The organism is Yoonia maritima (assembly GCF_043641945.1).
Taxonomy (GTDB): domain Bacteria; phylum Pseudomonadota; class Alphaproteobacteria; order Rhodobacterales; family Rhodobacteraceae; genus Yoonia; species Yoonia maritima_B.
On sequence record NZ_JBHZRX010000009.1, the window covers coordinates 36,656 to 56,966 of the forward strand.

Here is a 20,311-nt window from a genome sequence, read left to right on the forward strand (position 1 = left end):
TACCCTTTAAGAGCAAAGAAACACTGTTTATTCAATGACTGTTCACGGTAAGAAGCCGTAAACTGTCATTCTGATTGCAGGGGTCGCCTACCGCACATGGCAAGAATCGCCTTTATCCTTCTATGCCACAAGAACCCCGATGCGATTGTTAAGCAGGCGGAGCAGCTGACGGCGGCTGGTGATTTTATTGCGATCCATTTTGACGGCTCTGCGAATGCGCAGGACTATGCGACGATCACGCAGGCATTGTCCGATAATCCTAACGTCACCTTTGCAAAGAAACGTATCAAATGTGGATGGGGCGAATGGAGCCTTGTCCAAGCAACGCTTTATGCAATCGAAGCGGCCGTTGATGCATTTCCCCGTGCGAGCCATTTTTACATGGTGTCTGGGGACTGCATGCCGATCAAATCGGCGCAGTTCACGCATGATTTTCTTGATGGCCACGATTGTGATTTTATCGAAAGCTACGACTTTTTTGAAAGCACTTGGATCAAGACCGGGTTTCGCGAAGAGCGTCTGATTTATCGGCACTTTTTTAACGAACGCACCCAAAAATGGTTGTTCTACACTTCCCTTGGATTACAGCAAAAGCTTGGGATCACGCGAAAGATCCCCGCTGACATTCAAGTCATGATTGGGAGCCAATGGTGGTGTCTGCGGCGGCGTACAATCGAGGCATTGCTAGAGTTTGTCCAAGAACGGAAAGACGTTATGCGCTTCTTCCGTACGACGTGGATTCCGGATGAGACATTCTTTCAAACTCTCGTGCGCCACTTGGTCCCGAGCCAAGAAATCGACAATCGGACGCTGACATTCCTGATGTTTACCGACTACGGGATGCCAGTGACGTTCTATAACGACCATTATGATTTGCTGCTTGGTCAGAACGGATTATTCGCCCGCAAAATTAGCGCCGAAGCCGAAAATCTACGTGAAGAGCTGGGCGAATTGTATGCGAGCGATAAGACGGATTTTGTGATCTCTGACGAGGGCAGGAACCTGTTTGGTTTCTTGGCCGACCGCGGGCGTATTGGCCGCCGTTTTGCACCTCGGTTTTGGGAGAGCGAGACAACGTTAGGCCGTAGCCGTGAACTGCTGATTGTCGCATGTAAGAAATGGCACGTTGCCAAGCGCCTAGTTGCTGGCATTCGCGAGCATACGGGTGTTCCGGCTGTTGAGTATCTGTTCAATGAAGAAGACACGCCCCTGCCTGATTTAGGCGGTATTGAGGCGAGCCTGAGCAAGCGTGGTCGCCATCGCCGGGCGTTTTTGCGTATGTTGTTTGATCACTACCAACGTGATCGCATGGTCATCTGCTTGGATACAGCGGATTTGGAACTGATGCGGGATTTCTTTTCTGATCGGGCGACGGTGCGATTGCTAGAAGTCGAATGTGAATTCGATGACGATTACCTTACAGGTCATGCAAAACGCGTTGGGCTTGCGGGTGCTGACGCAAGCGAAGCGACCATTTCCCGGCTGTTGCCAACAATTCGTAACGATATTGTCCACGAACGAAACAGCATGCGCGATGAGGCGTTCTCCGGAGCGCTAAGAATTCGAGAAAACGCGAGCATTGATGAAAACGCTGCCGCCATTGGCCAGTTCTTAAGCGTGAACGCTGACGTGGCGCGCGCCCTTGCTGAAACCCCCCATCTATTTGTCGATTGAGGATACCCATGGAATACGCATACGACGACCAGAACATTTTCGCAAAAATCCTACGCGGTGAAATTCCGAACAAAACCGTGTTTGAGAATGATCACGCGCTCGCGTTTCACGATATTCAGCCACAGGCCCCCGTGCATGTCTTGGTGATCCCCAAGGGGCCATATATGAGCCTTGATCATTTTGCGCGCGACGCTTCGGTTGAAGAACAGGCCGGATTTTTCCAAGCGATCGCTGCTGTTTGTGATCAAATGGGCGTAGAACAAGGGTTCCGCAGCATTTCCAATACCCGTGTTCATGGCGTCCAAGACGTGCCGCATTATCACATGCATATCATTGGCGGTAAGCAGTTGGGCCGTATGCTGCCGAACTGAGGGGCGGCGATCAAATTTAGCTAAATTTGATCTATGCCTGCGCTACTTTGCTGAGGTCAGCGATAGAAATACATCCTCAAGATCGGCTTGCTGTGTTTTCACGTCTTTGATCGTGATGCCTGCGTTGCGAACGATATTCAGCACGTCGTCTGCTGGTGTCGTCGTGCTTTGATAGGTAAAGGTCAAAGAGCCATTGTCGAGCTTCTGTCCTATGATGGCGTCAGGTAAGTCGGGCAGGTCAACTGGGCTATCAGGGGTGATCACCAGCGTTTTACTATCTAGCTGACCGAGCAGGTTCGCGGTGCTGTCCCTCACGATGACCTCGCCATGATTGATGATCGCGATATCGTCGCACATGGCCTCGGCTTCCTCGAGGTAATGTGTCGTCAGGATGATCGTCATCCCTTCGTCGTTGAGTTTGCGCACGTTCTGCCAGAGCATATTGCGCAGCTCGATATCGACGCCAGCGGTCGGTTCATCCAGCACCAAGATTTGCGGTGAATGCACAAGCGCCTTGCCCAGCAACAACCGGCGCCGCATCCCGCCCGAAAGTGAACGCGCATAGGCATCGGCCTTATCGGTGAGACCGATCAGTTCAAGAATCTCGGCTGTTTTACGTTGGGCTTTGGGCACGCCGTAAAGCCCGGCCTGTACATCAAGCGACCCGGCTGGGGTGAAGAATGGGTCAAGATGCGGTTCTTGCGGCATAATTCCGATGGATGCACGTGACTGGCGTGGATTAGTGTCTTGGTCGAATCCCCATATTTTCACAGACCCTTCGGTTTTGACCACAAGACCCGCCAATATATTGATAAGCGTAGATTTTCCTGCGCCATTCGGCCCCAGAAGTCCAAAGATGGACCCGCGCGGGATGTTCAGATCAATGCCTTTCAACGCTTCTTTTGCTGGGCTGCGCCCCGTGGCAGCATAGGTTTTCTTAAGCCCGGAAATTTCTATTGCGTTGTCGGTCATGCTGGTCTTTCCCCTGCGCGTCGGCTGCGGTATATCAGCACTGATCTAAGGCGGGCAGCGCCCCGCGGCAAGCTAACAGGTGATATCATGACCACGCCCGCCCCAGAGACCCGGATTGTAAACGATTGGCGTGTTGCCTGTGATGGTGGCGAGGGCGGTCTGGGCCATCCACGCGTTTGGCTGCAGATCCCACACGAGGTTGGTTTCGTTGAGTGCCCATATTGCGATGCAAAACTGGTGCATGCCGATTTTGAGGGCAAGGTTTAATCTAGTCTGATTGCGCCATCGGGGCACAGTAGTCTTGCGTTGCCGTCACCTGAAACGACGCGTAGCGCTGACTTGATATCCTGTGCGACCCAGACCTCGAAGGCGCGGCCATCATCCAGTTGAGCATGACCCGTGCCATAAGTTTGGTGCGGAGCATGGTTTTCGTAAACGACGGTGCCCTGCGTTTCATCTGTGCATTCTAACGTGATCTGACCAGTCAGTGTTTTGTTGTAGTGCATGCGCTGCCCGGTGCAGGCAATCCCATTGTCCAATGTACCAACGACAGAATTCAATGGGCCAAACCCAAGTGCGATGCCACTAAACCATTGCCCGTCCGTTCCAATGCAAGCCAATATTTGGTCGCACGGTTGCTCATTATTGGTTGGGCAGGTTTCCAAGTATTGTGCGCCCAAAGGGCCACCGGCGAAGATGATCACTGGAAGGATCAGACGGAACATGGCAAAACTCCGGTCTAGCAATAGGGGACGGTAACATGACAACGCAATTCGGCAAAGGTTGCCATCTTCATCTGATCGACGGTTCGGCGTTCATCTTTCGCGCCTATCACGCGCTGCCACCACTGACGCGCAAATCCGATGGTTTGCCAGTGGGCGCTGTCAGCGGCTTTGTGAACATGTTGCAACGCTATGTTGAGAATAACTCTGGCCCCGATTCCGCGACCCATGTTGCCGTCATTTTTGATAAGGGCAGCCATACATTTCGCAACGACCTCTATGATCAATACAAAGCCAACCGTGAAGCAATGCCAGAGGATCTGCGTCCGCAGATGCCACTGACGCGCGAAGCCACACGTGCATTTAACATCGCCTGTGAAGAGATCGAAGGTTTCGAAGCTGACGATATCATTGCAACTCTTGCGCACCAGGCGCGTGATGCCGGTGGGCGTGTCACAATCGTTTCATCGGATAAAGACCTCATGCAATTGGTCGGTGGCGGCGTTGAAATGCTTGACCCGATGAAGAACAAGCGCATCGATCCTGACGGCGTGCATGAGAAGTTTGGCGTTGGTCCCGAAAGAGTGGTCGATGTGCAAGCACTCGCTGGTGATTCCGTCGACAACGTGCCTGGTGCGCCGGGAATCGGGATCAAAACAGCGGCTCTTTTGATCAATGAATATGGCGATCTGGAAAGCCTTCTTGACCGCGCGACAGAGATCAAACAGCCCAAACGCCGTCAAACGCTGATCGATAATCGCGCGCAGATCGAATTGTCGAAGCAGCTCGTCCAGCTTGATTGCGATATGGACCTGCCATTCGATTTGGACAGCTTAGAAGTACGCGATCCTGATCCGGAAACGCTGTTGGGGTTCCTTGCGCAGATGGAGTTCCGGACGGTTACCAAACGTATCGCTGACAAGCTTGGGGCCGAGGCCCCGGTGATCGAAGCAGCACCACAAGCCACCGAGGTCGCAGCGCCAGAGGCGGTGCCTTTCGATGCAGATAGCTATGAATGCGTGTCCGACGACGCCGCTTTGCAGGTCTGGATCGATCGCATCCGCGAACGCGGTTATGTCGCTGTTGATACTGAAACCACTGGTCTGAACGAAATGGTCGTTGATCTGGTCGGTATCTCACTAAGTGTCGAGCCAGGACAGGCTTGCTACATTCCGCTGGCCCATAAGGCTGCGGCGTCTGATGACTTGTTTGGCTCTGACGATGTTGCCGAAGGGCAGATGGATTTTGACCGCTGCCTCACGATGCTGAAACCTGTTCTTGAGGACGTGTCGATCATCAAGATCGGTCAGAACATGAAATACGATTCCAAGATATTTGCTCGTCTTGGTATCGCCGTTGCCCCGATTGATGACACGATGCTGATGTCCTATGCGATGAATGCAGGCGTGCATAACCATGGCATGGACGTGCTATCTGAACGTTATTTGGGGCATACCCCGATCCCGATCAAGCCGCTGTTGGGCACGGGCAAGTCCGCCATCACATTCGACCGTGTGCCAATTGCTGACGCTGTGAAATATGCAGCAGAGGATGCCGATATTACTCTGCGCTTATGGCAACAGTTTAAACCCCAGCTGCATGTAAAGCGCGTCACCACCGTCTATGAAACACTTGAGCGTCCGTTAGTTCCTGTTCTGGCGCAGATGGAAATGCACGGCGTCAAAGTTGATCGCGATACGCTGTCGCGGATGTCGAACGCCTTTGCCCAGAAGATGGCGGGGCTAGAGCATGAAATCCACGAAATGGCAGGGCGCAAGTTCAACGTCGGATCACCCAAACAATTGGGTGAGATCATGTTCGACGAAATGGGGCTGGAAATGCCCGATGGTAAGAAACCGTCCAAAGGCAAGACCGGCGCGTATTCGACGGGTGCAGATGTGCTTGAAGATCTTGCGACGATCCATGACCTTCCGCGCCGGATTTTGGATTGGCGGCAACTGTCAAAGCTAAAATCCACCTACACCGACGCTTTGCAGGAACACATCAACGCGGACACAGGGCGCGTGCATACGTCGTATTCTATCGCTGGCGCGAACACGGGGCGCTTGGCATCGACTGACCCTAACTTGCAAAACATTCCTGTCCGGTCAGAAGAAGGGCGTCGTATCCGTGAGGCCTTTGTCGCCGAACCGGGTAAGGTTCTTGTGAGCCTCGACTACAGCCAGATCGAATTGCGTATTCTTTCCCATGTTGCAGGTATTGATGCGCTAAAGCAGGCGTTTAGTGATGGCGTGGATATTCACGCGATGACCGCTTCTGAAATGTTCGATGTGCCATTGGATGAAATGACACCAGATATTCGGCGGCAGGCCAAAGCGATTAACTTTGGTGTAATTTACGGGATTTCAGGCTTCGGCCTTGCGCGCAACTTGCGCATTCCACGGGCCGAGGCGCAAGGGTTCATCGACCGCTATTTCGAACGCTTCCCCGGTATCCGGAAATACATGGATGACACGGTCGCATTCGCGAAAGATCACGGATATGTTCAAACGTTGTTTGGACGCAAAATCAACACGCCCGAGATCAACGCCAAAGGTCCGCACGCAGGGTTTGCCAAACGTGCTGCGATCAACGCACCAATTCAAGGGACAGCCGCAGACGTGATCCGCCGCGCAATGATCCGTATGCCTGCTGCTATTGCTGACCTGCCAGCGAAGATGCTGTTGCAGGTGCACGATGAACTGATCTTCGAAGTGGAAGAAGGCAGCACCGACGCGCTGATCGACACCGCCCGCGACATCATGGAAAACGCGAGCGATCCGGCCGTAAAGCTTGATGTGAAATTGTCGGTGGATGCAGGGCAGGGCGCAAACTGGGCCGAAGCACACTGATAAGTAGGGTGGATTTAAATCCACCCTACGAGACGTCTCAACTTAGTTGACGGATTTCGCATCAACGAGGTTTGCATCTTTTTTGCCCGCTGCGGTGATTGCGACACGGCGTGGCTTTAGCGCCTCTGGGACTTCGCGGACCAGATCAATGTGAAGCATGCCGTTTTCATGGCTCGCACCGGTCACGCGTACGTGGTCGGCGAGGTGAAACCGGCGTTCAAACGCGCGGGTCGCGATGCCACGATGCAGGTATTTGCGTTCGGTTTCATCTTCGGCCTTGCGGGCGGTCACATGAAGCGAACGATCTTTTACTTCGATGGCAAGATCGTCATCTGAGAAGCCAGCGACAGCGATTGAAATACGCCAGCCGTCATCAGCAGTCTTTTCAATGTTGTAAGGGGGGTAACTGTTCTGGCCGACGTCACTGGCAAGCGCGCGATCCATCAGATCGGCAATTTGGTCAAAGCCAACGGTGGCACGGTACAGGGGGGCTAGGTCAAAACTACGCATTTCGGGTCATCCTTTATCAAGCGATAACAATTGTGATGCCTTCCCAGCGGGACAGGCGGTATATTCCAAGACCCATCATTGGCGCCTTGGTCTATTTGATTTGGGGTGGATGTTTCGCGGTTTCAAGTCCCCGCTAAGGACCGTTAGTTAACGCTGACGAATTTCGCGCCAGTGTTGTTGCGTTCACCGATTGAGATCAGGCGCTGCGTTCCGCCCGGACGTGCTGGTCCGATTGTAGAAAAATGCGCCATCAGTTCTGATAGCGGCCCATCAAGCGACGTACCCAGTGAAACCTTTTGGCCGTCAATCTGTGCCATTGCAGATACGACCGAAGCGATCCGGGTTTCGCCGTTGCGCATAGTAAACACGGGCGAACCGCTTGAACCGAAATCGACGTCACAAGTCATGACGATCACGCCCGTTTGCCGCCCAAGAACGCTACAGACTTCTTGCAGGCTAGGTGCGTCTTCACGTCCGCGACCGTATGAGACGACCCCGATTTCATCACCCGTCAGTGGACGCGCAGCGATCAGATAGGGGCGAATACGTGTGCTTTGGATCGGACGATCGAGTTCGAGGACAGCGATATCCATCGCCACCTCTGAAGGAACAAAGGCGTCGCCGTTACTGTGATAATCAGGGTGTGGGATCGCGCGATTGATTGCGCGCGTGGCCGATGCCCGGCCGTCACGCAAACCTGCCCGAAACTGGAACCGTTCGCTGGCGATCATCGACCCGTCAGAATCGTACAAACAATGTGCAGCTGTCAGGATCAGGCTTTCGCGGATGAGAGCGGCGGTGCAAAATCCTTTGCCAGCAATGTCCAATCTGCCAACGGCCTCCCAGCCTTGGCTATCCTGTCGCGTTTGCAGTGTTACTAGTTCGGTTTCTTCGGCCCGCACTGGCAATGCAGCTACCAGCAAACAAACCGCAAAAGTCAAAAGTCGCCGCATGTCGTCCCTATTCTTTGCGCCAACTTCGCCGACAGTTACGGCAGGAATATGGCATCAGCGCAGGATGGGGACTTTGATGTCAGATTTTCCAGCGCTGTCCAGTGCTGGCGGTTTAGGGCCGCCGGTTGCCCAATCAAGAAGCTCCACAGTATGAACGATGGGCACATCAGTTGCGCTACCAATCTGCATCATGCACCCAATGTTCCCAGCTGCGATAATATCAGGCGAAAGCGCCTCAAGCGTGTCGACTTTACGCGTCTTAAGCTGGCCTGAGATTTCAGGCTGCATAAGGTTGTATGTCCCCGCCGATCCACAGCACAGATGGCTGTCGGCAGGTTCGAGGACCGTGTATCCTGCTTTTTTTAACAGCTCTTTGGGGTAGGTTTTGATCTGCTGGCCATGCTGCAATGAACAGGCGGCGTGATATGCGACCTTGGTTTCTTTGCTGGTACCCATCGGCAGATCAAGCTTCATCAACACTTCGGAAACATCCATCGCGATGGCACTGACGCGCGCGGCATCTTCGGCCAGTGGATCGTTGCGGAACATGTGCCCGTAATCTTTGACAGTCGTGCCGCACCCAGAGGTGTTGATCACAATCGCATCCAGCCCTTTGTCCATCTCGCGCACCCATGCCCTGATATTCTTGGCTGCCGCTGCATGGCTTTCGTTTTCTTTGCCCATGTGGTGGGTCAAGGCACCACAACAACCTGCGCCTTCGGCAACAACCACCTCTGCGCCCAACCGCGTTAGCAATCGAATAGTCGCGTCATTGATGTCAGTGTTCAGCGCCTTTTGCGCACAGCCAGTCATAAGCGCGACACGCATCTTTTTCCCCTGCGCTGGAAATGTCTGCGGATCGTCATTACGGCTAACTGGTGGGATTATTTTGGGGGCCATCGCGATCATTGCACGCAGGCGTGGATCAGGTAGGAACCGCGCAAACGGACGCGTGATTTTCGCGCCCAGTAAGGCCAGCCGGAACCGGTTAGGGTAGGGAAGAATGCGTGCCAACACCCAGCGTAGCGCACGATCCGACCAGGGGCGGTCGTAGTTTTCTTCGATATAGGCTCGGGCATGGTCCACCAGATGCATGTAGTGAACACCCGACGGACAGGTCGTCATACAGGCAAGGCAAGACAAACAGCGGTCGATGTGTTTGACCGTTTTCTCATCCGGCTTGCGATTATTCTCAAGCATATCCTTGATCAGATAAATCCGACCACGGGGGCTATCTAACTCATCGCCAAGCACTTGATAGGTTGGACAGGTGGCTGTGCAAAAGCCGCAATGCACACAGGCCCGAAGGATTTCATTCGCGCGCGCAGTACCAGGATCGGTTAGCTGTTCTGGTGTGAAATGGGTTTGCATTAGGCCATTAACCCCCGGTTCAAAATGTTGCGTGGGTCAAATTTCTTGCGCAGTCCCGCGCTGATCGTTGCGAGCGGTGCGGGTTCTGGCTGGAATGTTGGTGCATCGGCAACGCCGCGGATCAATGTCGCGTGGCCTTTGAAGCCGCCCAATGTTGTGCGCAGGTCACCATCATCGGTCAACGCCCAAATCAATCCGCCGCCCCAGTCGTACTGAACCGCCTTTGCGCCCATCTGGGCGACAAGCGCAGGTGCATCAGACGGCTTGACGCTGATCCGCCAGACGTTTCCGGGTTGGTCTGCAAAGGCGCTTACATCACGAATTGCCGCCCAGTCTGTATCTTCCTCCGACGGCGTTCCAAACGGCGCAAGCACATGTGCAAGCTCTTTGGCGCGATAGGCAACGGAATCAACGAACCCTTCGAGCCTGAAGCGCGTTTTGCCAGCGGCTGGATCGTGCGCTGCACCGGTTACTTCATACGGGGATGAAAGTGCTGCAGACATGGCATGCACAGCCTGCGCATCGTCCAACCCTGTCAGCACCAGCGTCGTTTGGCTGGCTACGTTTGGTAAGACCTTGAATGAGACTTCGGTCAAGACACCTAATGTGCCGTAGGATCCCGCCAATAGCTTAACCAAATCATAGCCCGTGACATTCTTCATCACACGGCCACCGTTTTTGATGATGTTCCCAGCCCCATCAACAAAGCGCACTCCTAGCAGGAAATCACGACAAGCCCCAACCGAGATACGGCGCGGCCCAGAAACATTCGCGGCAACGACACCACCGATTGTGGGCTCCCCGGTCGTGCCAAGCAGTGAACGGTGATCCATCGGTTCAAACGCAAGACGCTGGTTTTCGGCGGCAAGCGCTGCGTTGATTTCAGATAGCGGCGTTCCGGCCTTTGCGACAATCGTAAGCGCACCGGGTTCGTATAGGGTGATGCCAGACATTGCACTCATATCAAGAACGCCGCCTTCGGCATGACCATAGCGGCGGGTGCCGCCGCCTTGGATGCGCAGCGGGCCATTGGCGTCCGTGATCAATTGGGCGAGGTCTTGTTCGCTGTTAGGCTTCATTTCTAGGTCTTTCGAAATTGTTAGGCAGCGCGCCGGGCTTCGGAACTGGCAAGCGGAAAGACTTTGGCGGCATTCAGCAGCCAAGCCGGATCAAACACGTCTTTGATCGCCATTTGTGCCTCTAGATCGGCGGGGTCATATTGCACCGTCATCAAGTCTCGCTTTTCGATGCCCACGCCATGTTCGCCCGTCAGGCAGCCGCCGACCTCGACACATAGTTTAAGGATATCGGCACCAAAGGCCTCGCAGAGTTCCAGATCGCCGGGCTTGTTGGCGTCAAACAGGATCAGGGGATGCATGTTTCCGTCGCCCGCGTGGAACACATTGCCGACACCCAGCCCGTATTCAGCGGACATCTCGCCAATGCGGCGCAGCACATAGGGCAGTTGTGACACGGGGATGGTGCCGTCCAAACACATGTAGTCGTTGATCTGGCCCATCGCGCCGAACGCGGACTTGCGGCCCAGCCAAATGCGGGCGGCCTCGTCCGCCGACTTGGCCTCACGCAACTCTACCGGGTTATGTTTTGCCGCGATCTCCATGATCAGGGCCAGTTGCGCGTCAATCTCTGCGTCTGATCCCTCGACCTCGACGATCAGCAATGCTTCGCACATGGGATAGCCTGCCTTGGCAAAGGCTTCTGTAGCTTCAATGCAGGGACGGTCCATGAATTCGATCGCGACGGGCAGAACGCCAGCCTTGATGATGTCGGTAACGACCTGACCCGCGACTTCGTTACTGTCGTATCCCATCAGAACCGGGCGTGCGCCTTCGGGCTTGGGCAGGATGCGCAGGGTTGCTTCGGTCACGACGCCAAGCTGGCCTTCGGAGCCGCAGATCACCCCCAGCAGGTCCAACCCGCCTGCATCCAGATGCGCGCCACCAATTTCGACAATCGTACCGTCCATCATGACCATGGTGACACCCAGCAAATTGTTCGTTGTCACCCCGTATTTCAAGCAATGCGCGCCGCCTGAATTCATCGCGATGTTACCCGCAATGGCACAGGCCAACTGGCTTGACGGATCGGGCGCGTAGAAAAAACCATCGGTTTCGACCGCACCAGTAACCGACAGATTGGTGCGACCTGTTTGGACCTTGATATAGCGATCCGGATAGTTGGTTTCGATCACAGCGCTCATCTTGGCCACGCCAAGGATCACTGAATCGGCAGTGGGCAGCGCCCCGCCAGCCAGCGATGTGCCGGACCCACGCGGGACCACAGGTACGCCCATCTCATGGCAGATTTTCAAGACTGCGGCGACTTCTTGGGTGTTGGATGGCAGCACAGCACAGAGCGGCGGACAGCGGTATGCGGTCAGGGCGTCGCATTCATACGCGCGGGTCTCGGCCTCGTCAGAAATGACCGCATTATCGGGTAATACAGCCCGTAAACGGCTGACAATCTGGTCTTTTCGGGACAGGACGCTGGCGTTTGGTGCTGGCATTTCCATGGGTGGCCTCCATCATTGGTAAAAATATATTACCAATTTTTACGTATAGCAAGTGGTAAGCCGACTGGCTACATATTGAAATATGACACTGATTGAACACCTTAGCCTTTTGACCCTTTGGGACTGGTGCGCTGCGGCGCTAATTATTGTTGCGTGGTATGGGATTGGTTCGCTCATCGACCACTCTGGAAGCAAGCGACCATCCGTGACGGTGTTGATGTCGGAACATCGGCGGACTTGGATGAAGGTGTTTGTCGAACGATCCCCGCGCCTATTCGATAGCCAAATCCTAAGCAGCCTGCGGCAAAGCACATCGTTTTTTGCCTCTACCTGCCTATTGGCGATGGGTGGTGTTCTTGCGTTGATCGGGAATACTGATCCCCTAAGCGGTGTGGCGCTTGAGGTCACGGATATGCCGGTCCCGGTGGTCGTCTGGCAGCTAAAGCTGGGCCTTGCCGTGCTGTTCCTTGCCAACGCGTTTTTGAAATTCGTCTGGGCGAACCGCGTGTTTGGATATTGTGCTGTGGTTATGGCCGCGGTCCCGAACGACCCCAAAGACCCGGTCGCATTTCCACGTGCCGCGCAGGCAGCTGAATTAAATATTCGTGCTGCTGTAAACTTTAACCGTGGGCTACGCGCGATGTATTTTTCGCTCGCCGCGTTAGCGTGGCTATTGGGTTCGGTTGCATTGATCATCGCAACTGTCGTTGCGGTCTGGATCGTCTGGACACGAGAATTTGCATCGATTCCACGCAGTATTCTGCTAAACGAAAAGATATGAAATATGCACTGATCCCCATTCTCGCTGCGACAACCGCTTTGGCAGATGCACCCCAAGTGCAGAACGTCACGGTAACTGGCGATAGAGTTGATGTGACAGTGCTGCATCCCGATACGGGTTGGGACCATTATGCCGATGGTTGGGAAGTCCTTGACGCAGATGGGAAACGGTTAGGGTTTCGTGAATTGTTTCATCCGCACGAAAATGAACAACCCTTCACGCGATCACAATCCGGGATTGTTATTCCCGAAGGCGCGACATCCATATTCATCCGCACGCGCTGCAACGTTGATGGTTGGTCGGATGAGCTGTTCGAAGTCACCCTGGCACGGTAGCGTATTGGAGACACTCTCGCATTACGCGAATTTTCCGGTTTAAAGGATACAGCGATATTGTATCAACGCTTCTACGAGGGCGAACATAGGGTACAAGTATGTCGGATATGAGAGATGAGGTGCAGGACGATGACTGTGTTTCGAAGAAGCCATGGAGCGAAGTTGTAAGCCGTTCGTTGAAACTCTTTACGTTCAATGCTGCCCGAGAAGGCGGTAAATCGTTCGGCCGAGTGATCTTCTATATTATATTGGGGGTCGTTGTACTGGTCGTCGCGACATACATCGTCGACAGTATTACTGGATGGTTCAGTAGTTGGTTCGACTTCTGGCCGTTTAATAGTACGCCTGAAGCTCCGCCACCTGAACCCGAAGAGCGTGGCTGGTTTGACTGGTTGCGTAAAGAGGAACCCGTGGTTGAACCTGCAGTATTGCCAGCTGAAGAAACACGCTGGTACTGCAAGTGGAACCCTGTCTGCTAGTGCGCGGGACCGAACCTAACGCCGCCCCTCGCGCAGCCATGCACCTATAATCAGCACTGATGCCAGAAGCAGCCATGCCCATGAGGGCAGTATTGGCGTGATCCTGATATCAGCCGTTTGGTATGCGCCGCGCGGTGTAATCCCGATCCAGCCGCGTCCGTTTGCAGGGCGACCCGCACGGACCGTACGTATGCTGATGTCGCCGTCCGATATCGGCATGATGCCACCACCTGTACCTTCAACAAGAGGCTCCAAGGTTTCGCCAGTCGCGATGGTCTGTTCAAACTCGCGGGGTGCAGCGGGGCCAAGCGCGATGACGGATGTCTCTGTTCCGTCACCCAAACGGTACAACCCGATCTCTGGACCATTCCATAGCGTTTCATACCGTCCGGGTGAAACCTCTTCGAGAGTGAGGACAGTTTCAGTCCCATCGGGATGGGTAACCGTCACGTCACCAGTTTCCTCGCTCAGTGTGCGGCGAATGATGCGCATGGTCTGACCGCTTGGTTCAGCCCAAAGCGCCTCTTCCTCAAGCTCGGGTTCTTTCATCATCCAGTGGGCAAGGCGACGCAGGAGTTCCAATTGTGGTCCGCCACCTTCGAAACCGCGATCCCATAGCCAGCTATGATCCGAGGCTATCAGCGAAACGCGCCCTTCTCCGATGCGGTTCAGTGTCAGCAGCGGACGGTTGTCTAAGCCGGACATGACCGTCGTGGCCTCTGTTGGAACAAGAACGTCAACCAGCCGGAACCAGCGCCCCCAACCGGGACCTTCGCCCTCCAGATTGGGTGAGAATTCTTCCAGCCCTTCGGTCACCGGGTGGCGCTGTCCGATGTCGGTGATCTGAGGCACGAACCCTTCTTCAAATACGCGTGCAGTCGGTGCACCGGGCAGGATTTGCCCGAGCGGAGACCGATAGATGCTTTCTGCTGCGCCGTATTCAGGCCCAGATGACACCAGCACTGCGCCGCCTTGTTCAACATACTGACGGATGTTGTCGAAATAGCTGGCGGGCAAAATTCCGCGGCGGCGATAGCGGTCAAAGATGATCAGGTCAAAGTCATGGATTTTGTCCAAGAACAATTCACGTGTCGGAAACGCGATCAGAGATAATTCGTTGACCGGTACGCCGTCCTGCTTTTCGGGTGGGCGCAGAATGGTAAAGTGAACGAGGTCGACGGTTTGGTCAGATTTCAAAAGGTTCCGCCAAGTCCGTTCTCCTGCATGCGGTTCACCCGAAACAAGCAAAACACGCAAACGATCACGTACACCGTTGATTTGTACGACGGCAGTGTTGTTACGCGCAGTGAGTTCGCCATCAGCCTCTGGGATCGAAAACTGTAGGACGTTCATGCCGCCATGGGGCAGTTCAATTGGGATCTCGATGTCTTGGCCAATGGGGATCGGCAGGCTGATTGGCGTGTCACCGTCCACTGCAATTGATAGCACAACCGCATCAGTTGTCGGGACAGCACCTTGGTCGTCTACTCGCAGGGTCAAGGTGACTTGTTCGCCCAGTATGGCAAAGGCGGGGGCGTGCGACACAACAAGCCGTCGATCCCAATCGTCCGGTTGGCCGGTTAGCATCAAATGCATCGGGGCGGGCAGGCGCGGTGCGCGTTCGATGTCGTGAAGCCGCCCGTCACTAAGTAGAATTACACCGGCGATCCGGCCTTGCGGTTCCTCGGACAGCGCCTCGGATGTTGCGGTCATAAGGGCGGTGCCGCTGTCGCCGTCTCCATCGGCTAACCGCACGATCCGCAGCTCAGCGTTTGGATGCCTTGCAAGCTCTGCCTCGACATTCGCAATTGCGGCTTCGTTCTGGTCGACCCGGTCAGCGATCTTTTGGCTGGCGCTTTCGTCAACTACAAGCAAGACAATGTCCGACAGCGGCGCGCGGTCTTCTTGTTGTAAAGACGGACCTGCGATCGCGGCAAGCAACGCAAGGCCCGCCGCCCCGCGCAGCCAACTGCCGGGCAGGCGGCGCCAAAGCGCAAATGCAAAGGCGATCACAACCATTGCCGCTACGCCAAGAAGCATTGGCAATGGGATCAGCGGATCAAAAATCAAAGTCTCGGTCATTGTCCCAACCTATCCAGCAGGTCCGGTACATGGACTTGGTCTGATTTATAGTTCCCAGTAAGCACGTGCATGATGACATTCACGCCAAAGCGCAGTGCGATCTCGCGTTGGCGTTCACCAGCCATTCCGCGCCCAACGGGCAGCATGGGAGAACCATTCGGGTTCACCGCCCAAGCGGCAGCCCAATTGTTGCCCCCAATGATAACAGGTGTCACCCCATCATTCAGATTGCGGAATGGCATGCCTTCGACTTGGGTCGCGCCAATGGGGGCCGCTTCGACCCATACGTCGCGGCTCGCATAACGGCCGGGAAAATCCTGCAAAAGATAGAAAGTACGCGTCAGCACATGGTCTGACGGCACAGGTTCAAGCGCAGGAATATCAAGCGATCGCGCAATGGCTTGCAGCTTGCGACCTTCGGGTGATCCCGATCCAAATCGCGCGGTGTCAGCGTCACGCGTATCAAACATGATCATGCCACCTGCACGCAGATAGCGGTTTAATTTAGCGTATGCATCATGTGACGGCAGTGGTTGATCTGCGGTGATTGGCCAATAGAGAAACGGAAAGAACGCGAGCTCATCGGTCTCTAAGTCGACACCGATAGGCGCTGACGGCTCGATCGACGTACGGCGGAATAGGGTTTGCGATAGCCCCAATAAGCCCGCTTCGGCGATTTCATCGGCTTGGGCATTGCCGGTTATCACATGGCCCAGCACGACTTGCGACGTGGCGCGAAGCGCGAAGGCGTCGTCAGTTTGTGCCTGTGCATCGGGCGCACTGAACATCATGAGCGCAAGCAATGCAGCAACGTCGGCTCTTGGGCCGCGCAGACGCCCGCCAACGGCAAGCGATGCAATGACATCAATTAATAACAGCATGATTGCAGCGCTAAGCAGCCAGCCCTTTAATGCGGTTTCACGCAGTGTGGCCATACCTTCGACCGCGATGCGGGCAGGCCAGTTTGCAACGGATAAGACGGTCTCGGACCCAATCACATTAACAGCGAGCTGTCGGTCGTTACCCGCGTAAAGACCAGGTTGAAGCAACGGACCAGGTGCAGCAGTGGCAAGCACCTCACCGGCGACGCCGGGTAGGTGCTTGCCGTCTTCAAGTCTGCCGTATGCGTCCAGAACTTTATTAGGCAACCATGTCGTGCCAGCAAGTTCTGTCGCGTCGGGTGTCGCGGGGCGGGTCGAGACTGCCAGTCGTTCAAGCATCTGTACAAAAAGTCCTGACAGTGGCAGCGAGGACCATTCCGCGTTTGCGGTGACGTGGACCAATACGACCTGTCCTTCGCCTGTGATTTTGCGTGTGACCAGCGGCGTCCCATCGGCCAGTTGCGCGATGACGCGATCTGCTAGCGTGGGATCGGGCTGCGCCATCACTTGGCTGGTGACGTTTACGTCTTCGGGGATCGGAAGGCCAAAGAAGGGGCTGTCGTTTTCAAACGGAGCCAGCGTCTTGGGCTCGCCCCAGCTCATCGCGCCGCCGACGGTGCGGCCACCACTGCGTAAGCGAACGGGTAAAAGTGGGTCTTCTTGACTGCGACCAAGGTCACTTGCCGCCAGCCGTGGCCCTGCAAAACGCAGCAGCATGCCACCGTTTTCGACCCAATCGTGGACAGCGTCTGTTTCAGTTTCACTTAGCGTCGCGACATCTGCCAAGACGATCACATCTGGATTGGCGAGCAAGATATCAGACAGGGTGCCATCAATAAGATCGGCAGTCGGTTCTAAGGCCTCGCGCAGGTAGTAGAGCGGCGAAAGCAATTCTAGACCTTCACGGCTGTCGCTTCCTGCGATCAAAGCAACCTCGCGACGCTTCAGCGCATCATCCGTCAGGCTGACTGCCCCGGCAGATCGGTTTCCAGTGATCTCAAACCGTGTGATCCGGTTGCGAAGCTCTGGTGGTAATACCATTGCTGTCTCAGCATCTGCGTCACCCGCTTCAAATGCCAGCGGAACGGTGGCAAGCTGGCGTTCAACGCCAGCAGGATCTAGGCCGACTGCAGTGATTTGAGTTTCATAGGCGGCACCGACTGGCGTGCGGGTTGCTGATACGATGACTTGGCCATCTTCGAACCGCGCGGGGCGCACCCCTATTGTCAGTTGCGGCGTTTGGAAAGCGGTTACAGAACCTGCGCCCTCAAGGGCTTCAAGCAATGCGTCGCGCCCTTCAAAATCAACGCCATCAGACAGCCAATAGGTTTCAAAGCTGCCTTGTTGCGCGCTGAAATAATCTGCTGCGTCCAGCGGTTGCCAAGGCTTTGGTTGCAGATTTGGCAAACGGTTTTGCCATTCGTTTGGGGCAGTAAATGGGAGCGTGTCACTCGGAAGGTCCGTCAAGGAAACAACGGCAACGCGGCGATCGGCAAGCGCTGCCTCGGTCAGTAGCGCGTTCACACGATCCATGCGGGCCTGCCAATTCGCTGCCCCAGCCCATGTACCATCCAATGCAATGACTAAATCCCCTTTACCATCGCGTGCGGCCTGCGGGTTCAGTACTGGTCCGGCAAAACCGATAATCACGGCAGCCACAGCCAACAGCCGAAGCAAAAGCAACCACCAAGGTGTGCGGTCGGACTGGCTGTCTTCGTCTGCAAGCCCAAGCAGCAATGCAACGCCGGGAAAACGCCGCCGGATTGGCGCAGGTGGTACGGCGCGTAGCAGAACCCATAGGATGGGCAGCGCCGCCAAAGCAACAAGAAGCCAAGGCGCGGTGAAACCTATCGGGCCTAGTGTCCACATCATGTCCGCCGTTCCAATGCGCCGTAAAGCCAGAGAAGGGCAGTCGTTGCCGGCTGTCCCGTATGATGGGTCTGGAATTGCCAACCTGTGGTCCGGGCCAAATGCGTCAGGCTGTCTTTACGCTCGGCCAATCGGTCGAGGTAACGCTGTTTTAGATCACCGGCTTTGAGCGTTTCATGTTCCAACGCGCCAGTCATCGAGGTGAAGATCGTGCGCCCGTCAAAGGGGAAGTCTTCTTCTTGCGGATCAAGGACCTGCAAAAGCGCACCGCGCACGCCACGGTCGGCAGCGCGCAGCAGGGCTTCTTCTACTGGTGCGATGTCCCCTAGAAAGTCGCTGATAAATAGTGCGCGCGAATGCGGTAGCATGCCTTGGGTCTCGGGCGCGCCGTAATCATGGTCACTGTCCTCTGAAAGGATCTGCGCCATTTGCATGATCTGGGCTTCACCGCGACGCGGTGGCAGGCGTAACCCAGTTAGACCGACCCGTTCGCCGCCACGAATAAGCAAAATCGCAGTTGCTAGCCCCAGCATGCGGGCGCGGTTGCCTTTGGTGGGTAGATCGCCGGACTGGAAGCCCATTGATGCCGCTTGATCGACCCATAGCAAGATCGACTGCGCGATCTGCCATTCTTTGTCCTGAACGAAATTAGAGTCGGATCGGGCCGACCGCCGCCAATCGATGCTACGTGCAGCGTCGGTTGGTTGCGCGGGGCGGTATTGCCAAAATGTGTCCCCCACACCCGCGCGCCGCCGCCCGTGGTCACCCAACAATACGGTTGTGGCCAGATGTTCTGCCTCGGCCAAAAGCGCGGGCAGCGGCGCGGCCAAGCTTTCGGCGTCGGCGCGGAGGTTCAGCGGTGCAGTCATGCGGCGGTTGCGACCTCGGTCACTTGGGCCGCAACGGTATTGATAATTTCGGCAATGCTTTCGCCACGGGCGCGGGCAGCAAAGGATAGCGCCATGCGGTGTTCAAGAACCGGAACAGCCATTGCGCGGACATCTTCGGCCGATGGGGCAAGCCGCCCATCAAGCAATGCTTGGGCACGTACGGTCAGCATCAGCGCCTGCGCGGCACGCGGGCCTGGGCCCCAGCTGACATTCTGGCGGATAATATCTGGTGCATCCTCATCAGGACGACAGGCGCGGACAAGATCAAGGATCATTTCGACGATATTGTCGCCTACAGGCATACGGCGCAGCAGGGCTTGGGCATCAAGCAGCTCTTGGGCTGTGAACACTGGTGTCGCTTCTGCCTCGGCTACGCCAGTCGTTGCGATCAGAATATCGCGCTCTGTTTGGCGGTCTGGATAAGGCACGTCGATTTGGACAAGGAAGCGGTCAAGCTGCGCTTCGGGCAGAGGGTAGGTGCCTTCTTGTTCAATCGGGTTTTGCGTCGCAAGCACATGGAACGGTTCACCCAGCGGGCGGTGTTCACCCGCGATGGTGACTTCTTTTTCCTGCATCGCCTGCAGTAGCGCGGATTGCGTCCGGGGGGACGCACGGTTGATTTCGTCGGCCATCAACAGCTGGCAGAAAATCGGCCCCTCGATAAAGCGAAAGTTGCGTGCGCCACCTTCTGCAGTTTCCAGAACCTCAGACCCCAGAATATCGGCGGGCATCAGATCGGGTGTGAATTGAATGCGGTTCCCGTTAAGGCCCATCACCGTCGATAGCGTGTCGACAAGACGCGTTTTGCCAAGGCCGGGCAGGCCGATCAAAACAGCGTGGCCCCCGCAGATAAGCGAGGTCAAAGTCAGATCAACAACACGGGGTTGGCCAATGAAGCGCGCGGCGATACTGCTGCGTGCGTCTTGCAGCTTTGCGCCCAGACTTTCAATTTGGGCGACAAGATCGGCGAGATCGGCCATGACTTTCCTCCGGTTGAACTATATCTGTCTATACCAACAGATATTCGAACGAACCC

Annotated in this window: 18 protein-coding genes; 7 read left to right on the top strand and 11 right to left on the bottom strand. The window is 55.5% G+C overall.

Annotated features, from left to right (window positions below):
• Positions 1 to 96: 96 nt before the first annotated feature.
• Entirely contained in the window at positions 97 to 1,674 is a 1,578-nt protein-coding gene (locus ACHUEV_RS16510; protein WP_394181823.1) for a DUF5928 domain-containing protein, read from the top strand.
• Between the two features lie 8 nt (positions 1,675 to 1,682).
• Entirely contained in the window at positions 1,683 to 2,045 is a 363-nt protein-coding gene (locus ACHUEV_RS16515) for an HIT domain-containing protein (RefSeq protein ID WP_394181825.1), read from the top strand.
• Between the two features lie 42 nt (positions 2,046 to 2,087).
• On the opposite strand, the gene ACHUEV_RS16520 is transcribed toward ACHUEV_RS16515, so the two are convergent.
• Positions 2,088 to 3,017, bottom strand: a complete 930-nt coding sequence (locus ACHUEV_RS16520; RefSeq protein WP_394181827.1) for an ABC transporter ATP-binding protein — start codon at positions 3,015 to 3,017, stop codon at positions 2,088 to 2,090.
• An 87-nt stretch (positions 3,018 to 3,104) separates the two neighbouring features.
• Here ACHUEV_RS16520 and ACHUEV_RS16525 point away from each other — a divergent pair, with 87 nt between their 5' ends.
• A complete protein-coding gene (locus ACHUEV_RS16525) occupies positions 3,105 to 3,284 on the top strand; it encodes a zinc-finger domain-containing protein (protein ID WP_394181829.1) in 180 nt (59 codons plus the stop codon).
• Here the strand turns inward: ACHUEV_RS16525 and ACHUEV_RS16530 are convergent.
• Positions 3,281 to 3,742: a hypothetical protein gene (locus ACHUEV_RS16530; RefSeq protein ID WP_394181831.1), complete on the bottom strand. Its 462-nt coding sequence runs from the start codon at positions 3,740 to 3,742 to the stop codon at positions 3,281 to 3,283. The genes ACHUEV_RS16525 and ACHUEV_RS16530 overlap by 4 nt on opposite strands.
• 35 nt (positions 3,743 to 3,777) lie before the next feature.
• On the opposite strand from ACHUEV_RS16530, the gene polA reads away from it, so the two are divergent.
• Positions 3,778 to 6,591 (top strand): DNA polymerase I, encoded by a 2,814-nt coding sequence (polA, locus tag ACHUEV_RS16535; RefSeq protein WP_394181833.1) that lies wholly within the window; start codon positions 3,778 to 3,780, stop codon positions 6,589 to 6,591.
• Positions 6,592 to 6,633: 42 nt separating this feature from the next.
• Here polA and ACHUEV_RS16540 read toward each other — a convergent pair whose 3' ends face one another.
• The 5 genes from ACHUEV_RS16540 to ACHUEV_RS16560 all read right to left on the bottom strand — a co-directional run bounded on the left by ACHUEV_RS16540 (position 6,634) and on the right by ACHUEV_RS16560 (position 11,958).
• A complete protein-coding gene (locus ACHUEV_RS16540) occupies positions 6,634 to 7,101 on the bottom strand; it encodes an Hsp20 family protein (RefSeq protein WP_106356244.1) in 468 nt (155 codons plus the stop codon).
• Between the two features lie 143 nt (positions 7,102 to 7,244).
• The gene (locus tag ACHUEV_RS16545; RefSeq protein WP_394181835.1) at positions 7,245 to 8,054 is read right to left on the bottom strand and encodes a trypsin-like serine peptidase; all 810 of its coding nucleotides are present in this window, start codon (positions 8,052 to 8,054) and stop codon (positions 7,245 to 7,247) included.
• A gap of 54 nt (positions 8,055 to 8,108) precedes the next feature.
• Positions 8,109 to 9,425 carry a glycolate oxidase subunit GlcF gene (gene glcF / locus ACHUEV_RS16550; RefSeq protein ID WP_394181837.1) on the bottom strand — a complete coding sequence of 439 codons (1,317 nt, stop codon included), beginning with the start codon at positions 9,423 to 9,425 and terminating at the stop codon, positions 8,109 to 8,111.
• The gene (locus ACHUEV_RS16555; RefSeq protein WP_394181839.1) at positions 9,425 to 10,504 is read right to left on the bottom strand and encodes an FAD-binding protein; all 1,080 of its coding nucleotides are present in this window, start codon (positions 10,502 to 10,504) and stop codon (positions 9,425 to 9,427) included. Before ACHUEV_RS16555 ends, glcF begins: the two co-directional genes overlap by 1 nt.
• 20 nt (positions 10,505 to 10,524) lie before the next feature.
• A complete protein-coding gene (locus ACHUEV_RS16560) occupies positions 10,525 to 11,958 on the bottom strand; it encodes an FAD-linked oxidase C-terminal domain-containing protein (protein ID WP_394181841.1) in 1,434 nt (477 codons plus the stop codon).
• A gap of 82 nt (positions 11,959 to 12,040) precedes the next feature.
• Here ACHUEV_RS16560 and ACHUEV_RS16565 point away from each other — a divergent pair, with 82 nt between their 5' ends.
• From ACHUEV_RS16565 to ACHUEV_RS16575, 3 genes are all read left to right on the top strand, one after another.
• A complete protein-coding gene (locus ACHUEV_RS16565) occupies positions 12,041 to 12,739 on the top strand; it encodes a DUF599 domain-containing protein (protein ID WP_394181843.1) in 699 nt (232 codons plus the stop codon).
• A complete protein-coding gene (locus tag ACHUEV_RS16570; RefSeq protein WP_394181845.1) occupies positions 12,736 to 13,074 on the top strand; it encodes a hypothetical protein in 339 nt (112 codons plus the stop codon). The genes ACHUEV_RS16565 and ACHUEV_RS16570 overlap by 4 nt, the downstream gene beginning before the upstream one ends.
• Before the next feature lie 98 nt (positions 13,075 to 13,172).
• A complete protein-coding gene (locus ACHUEV_RS16575; protein ID WP_394181847.1) occupies positions 13,173 to 13,553 on the top strand; it encodes a hypothetical protein in 381 nt (126 codons plus the stop codon).
• 15 nt (positions 13,554 to 13,568) lie between these two features.
• Here the strand turns inward: ACHUEV_RS16575 and ACHUEV_RS16580 are convergent, their stop codons facing one another.
• The 4 genes from ACHUEV_RS16580 to ACHUEV_RS16595 are packed head-to-tail and all read right to left on the bottom strand — an operon-like array spanning position 13,569 to position 20,255.
• Entirely contained in the window at positions 13,569 to 15,635 is a 2,067-nt protein-coding gene (locus ACHUEV_RS16580) for a hypothetical protein (RefSeq protein WP_394181849.1), read from the bottom strand.
• The gene (locus ACHUEV_RS16585; protein WP_394181988.1) at positions 15,632 to 18,385 is read right to left on the bottom strand and encodes a DUF4159 domain-containing protein; all 2,754 of its coding nucleotides are present in this window, start codon (positions 18,383 to 18,385) and stop codon (positions 15,632 to 15,634) included. Before ACHUEV_RS16585 ends, ACHUEV_RS16580 begins: the two co-directional genes overlap by 4 nt.
• The gene (locus tag ACHUEV_RS16590) at positions 18,385 to 19,254 is read right to left on the bottom strand and encodes a DUF58 domain-containing protein (protein ID WP_394181851.1); all 870 of its coding nucleotides are present in this window, start codon (positions 19,252 to 19,254) and stop codon (positions 18,385 to 18,387) included. The genes ACHUEV_RS16585 and ACHUEV_RS16590 overlap by 1 nt, the downstream gene beginning before the upstream one ends.
• Positions 19,251 to 20,255, bottom strand: coding sequence for an AAA family ATPase (locus ACHUEV_RS16595; RefSeq protein WP_394181853.1), 1,005 nt, complete (start codon positions 20,253 to 20,255; stop codon positions 19,251 to 19,253). Before ACHUEV_RS16595 ends, ACHUEV_RS16590 begins: the two co-directional genes overlap by 4 nt.
• Between the last annotated feature and the right edge of the window lie 56 nt (positions 20,256 to 20,311).

What these genes read in the sequence shown, in the direction of transcription:
- ACHUEV_RS16510 (WP_394181823.1), top strand. Translation starts at nt 97, where the DNA reads ATGGCAAGAATCGCCTTTATCCTTCTATGCCACAAGAACCCCGATGCG.
- ACHUEV_RS16515 (WP_394181825.1), top strand. Translation starts at nt 1,683, where the DNA reads ATGGAATACGCATACGACGACCAGAACATTTTCGCAAAAATCCTACGC.
- ACHUEV_RS16520 (WP_394181827.1), bottom strand. Translation starts at nt 3,017, where the DNA reads ATGACCGACAACGCAATAGAAATTTCCGGGCTTAAGAAAACCTATGCT.
- ACHUEV_RS16525 (WP_394181829.1), top strand. Translation starts at nt 3,105, where the DNA reads ATGACCACGCCCGCCCCAGAGACCCGGATTGTAAACGATTGGCGTGTT.
- ACHUEV_RS16530 (WP_394181831.1), bottom strand. Translation starts at nt 3,742, where the DNA reads ATGTTCCGTCTGATCCTTCCAGTGATCATCTTCGCCGGTGGCCCTTTG.
- polA (WP_394181833.1), top strand. Translation starts at nt 3,778, where the DNA reads ATGACAACGCAATTCGGCAAAGGTTGCCATCTTCATCTGATCGACGGT.
- ACHUEV_RS16540 (WP_106356244.1), bottom strand. Translation starts at nt 7,101, where the DNA reads ATGCGTAGTTTTGACCTAGCCCCCCTGTACCGTGCCACCGTTGGCTTT.
- ACHUEV_RS16545 (WP_394181835.1), bottom strand. Translation starts at nt 8,054, where the DNA reads ATGCGGCGACTTTTGACTTTTGCGGTTTGTTTGCTGGTAGCTGCATTG.
- glcF (WP_394181837.1), bottom strand. Translation starts at nt 9,425, where the DNA reads ATGCAAACCCATTTCACACCAGAACAGCTAACCGATCCTGGTACTGCG.
- ACHUEV_RS16555 (WP_394181839.1), bottom strand. Translation starts at nt 10,504, where the DNA reads ATGAAGCCTAACAGCGAACAAGACCTCGCCCAATTGATCACGGACGCC.
- ACHUEV_RS16560 (WP_394181841.1), bottom strand. Translation starts at nt 11,958, where the DNA reads ATGGAAATGCCAGCACCAAACGCCAGCGTCCTGTCCCGAAAAGACCAG.
- ACHUEV_RS16565 (WP_394181843.1), top strand. Translation starts at nt 12,041, where the DNA reads ATGACACTGATTGAACACCTTAGCCTTTTGACCCTTTGGGACTGGTGC.
- ACHUEV_RS16570 (WP_394181845.1), top strand. Translation starts at nt 12,736, where the DNA reads ATGAAATATGCACTGATCCCCATTCTCGCTGCGACAACCGCTTTGGCA.
- ACHUEV_RS16575 (WP_394181847.1), top strand. Translation starts at nt 13,173, where the DNA reads ATGTCGGATATGAGAGATGAGGTGCAGGACGATGACTGTGTTTCGAAG.
- ACHUEV_RS16580 (WP_394181849.1), bottom strand. Translation starts at nt 15,635, where the DNA reads ATGACCGAGACTTTGATTTTTGATCCGCTGATCCCATTGCCAATGCTT.
- ACHUEV_RS16585 (WP_394181988.1), bottom strand. Translation starts at nt 18,385, where the DNA reads ATGTGGACACTAGGCCCGATAGGTTTCACCGCGCCTTGGCTTCTTGTT.
- ACHUEV_RS16590 (WP_394181851.1), bottom strand. Translation starts at nt 19,254, where the DNA reads ATGACTGCACCGCTGAACCTCCGCGCCGACGCCGAAAGCTTGGCCGCG.
- ACHUEV_RS16595 (WP_394181853.1), bottom strand. Translation starts at nt 20,255, where the DNA reads ATGGCCGATCTCGCCGATCTTGTCGCCCAAATTGAAAGTCTGGGCGCA.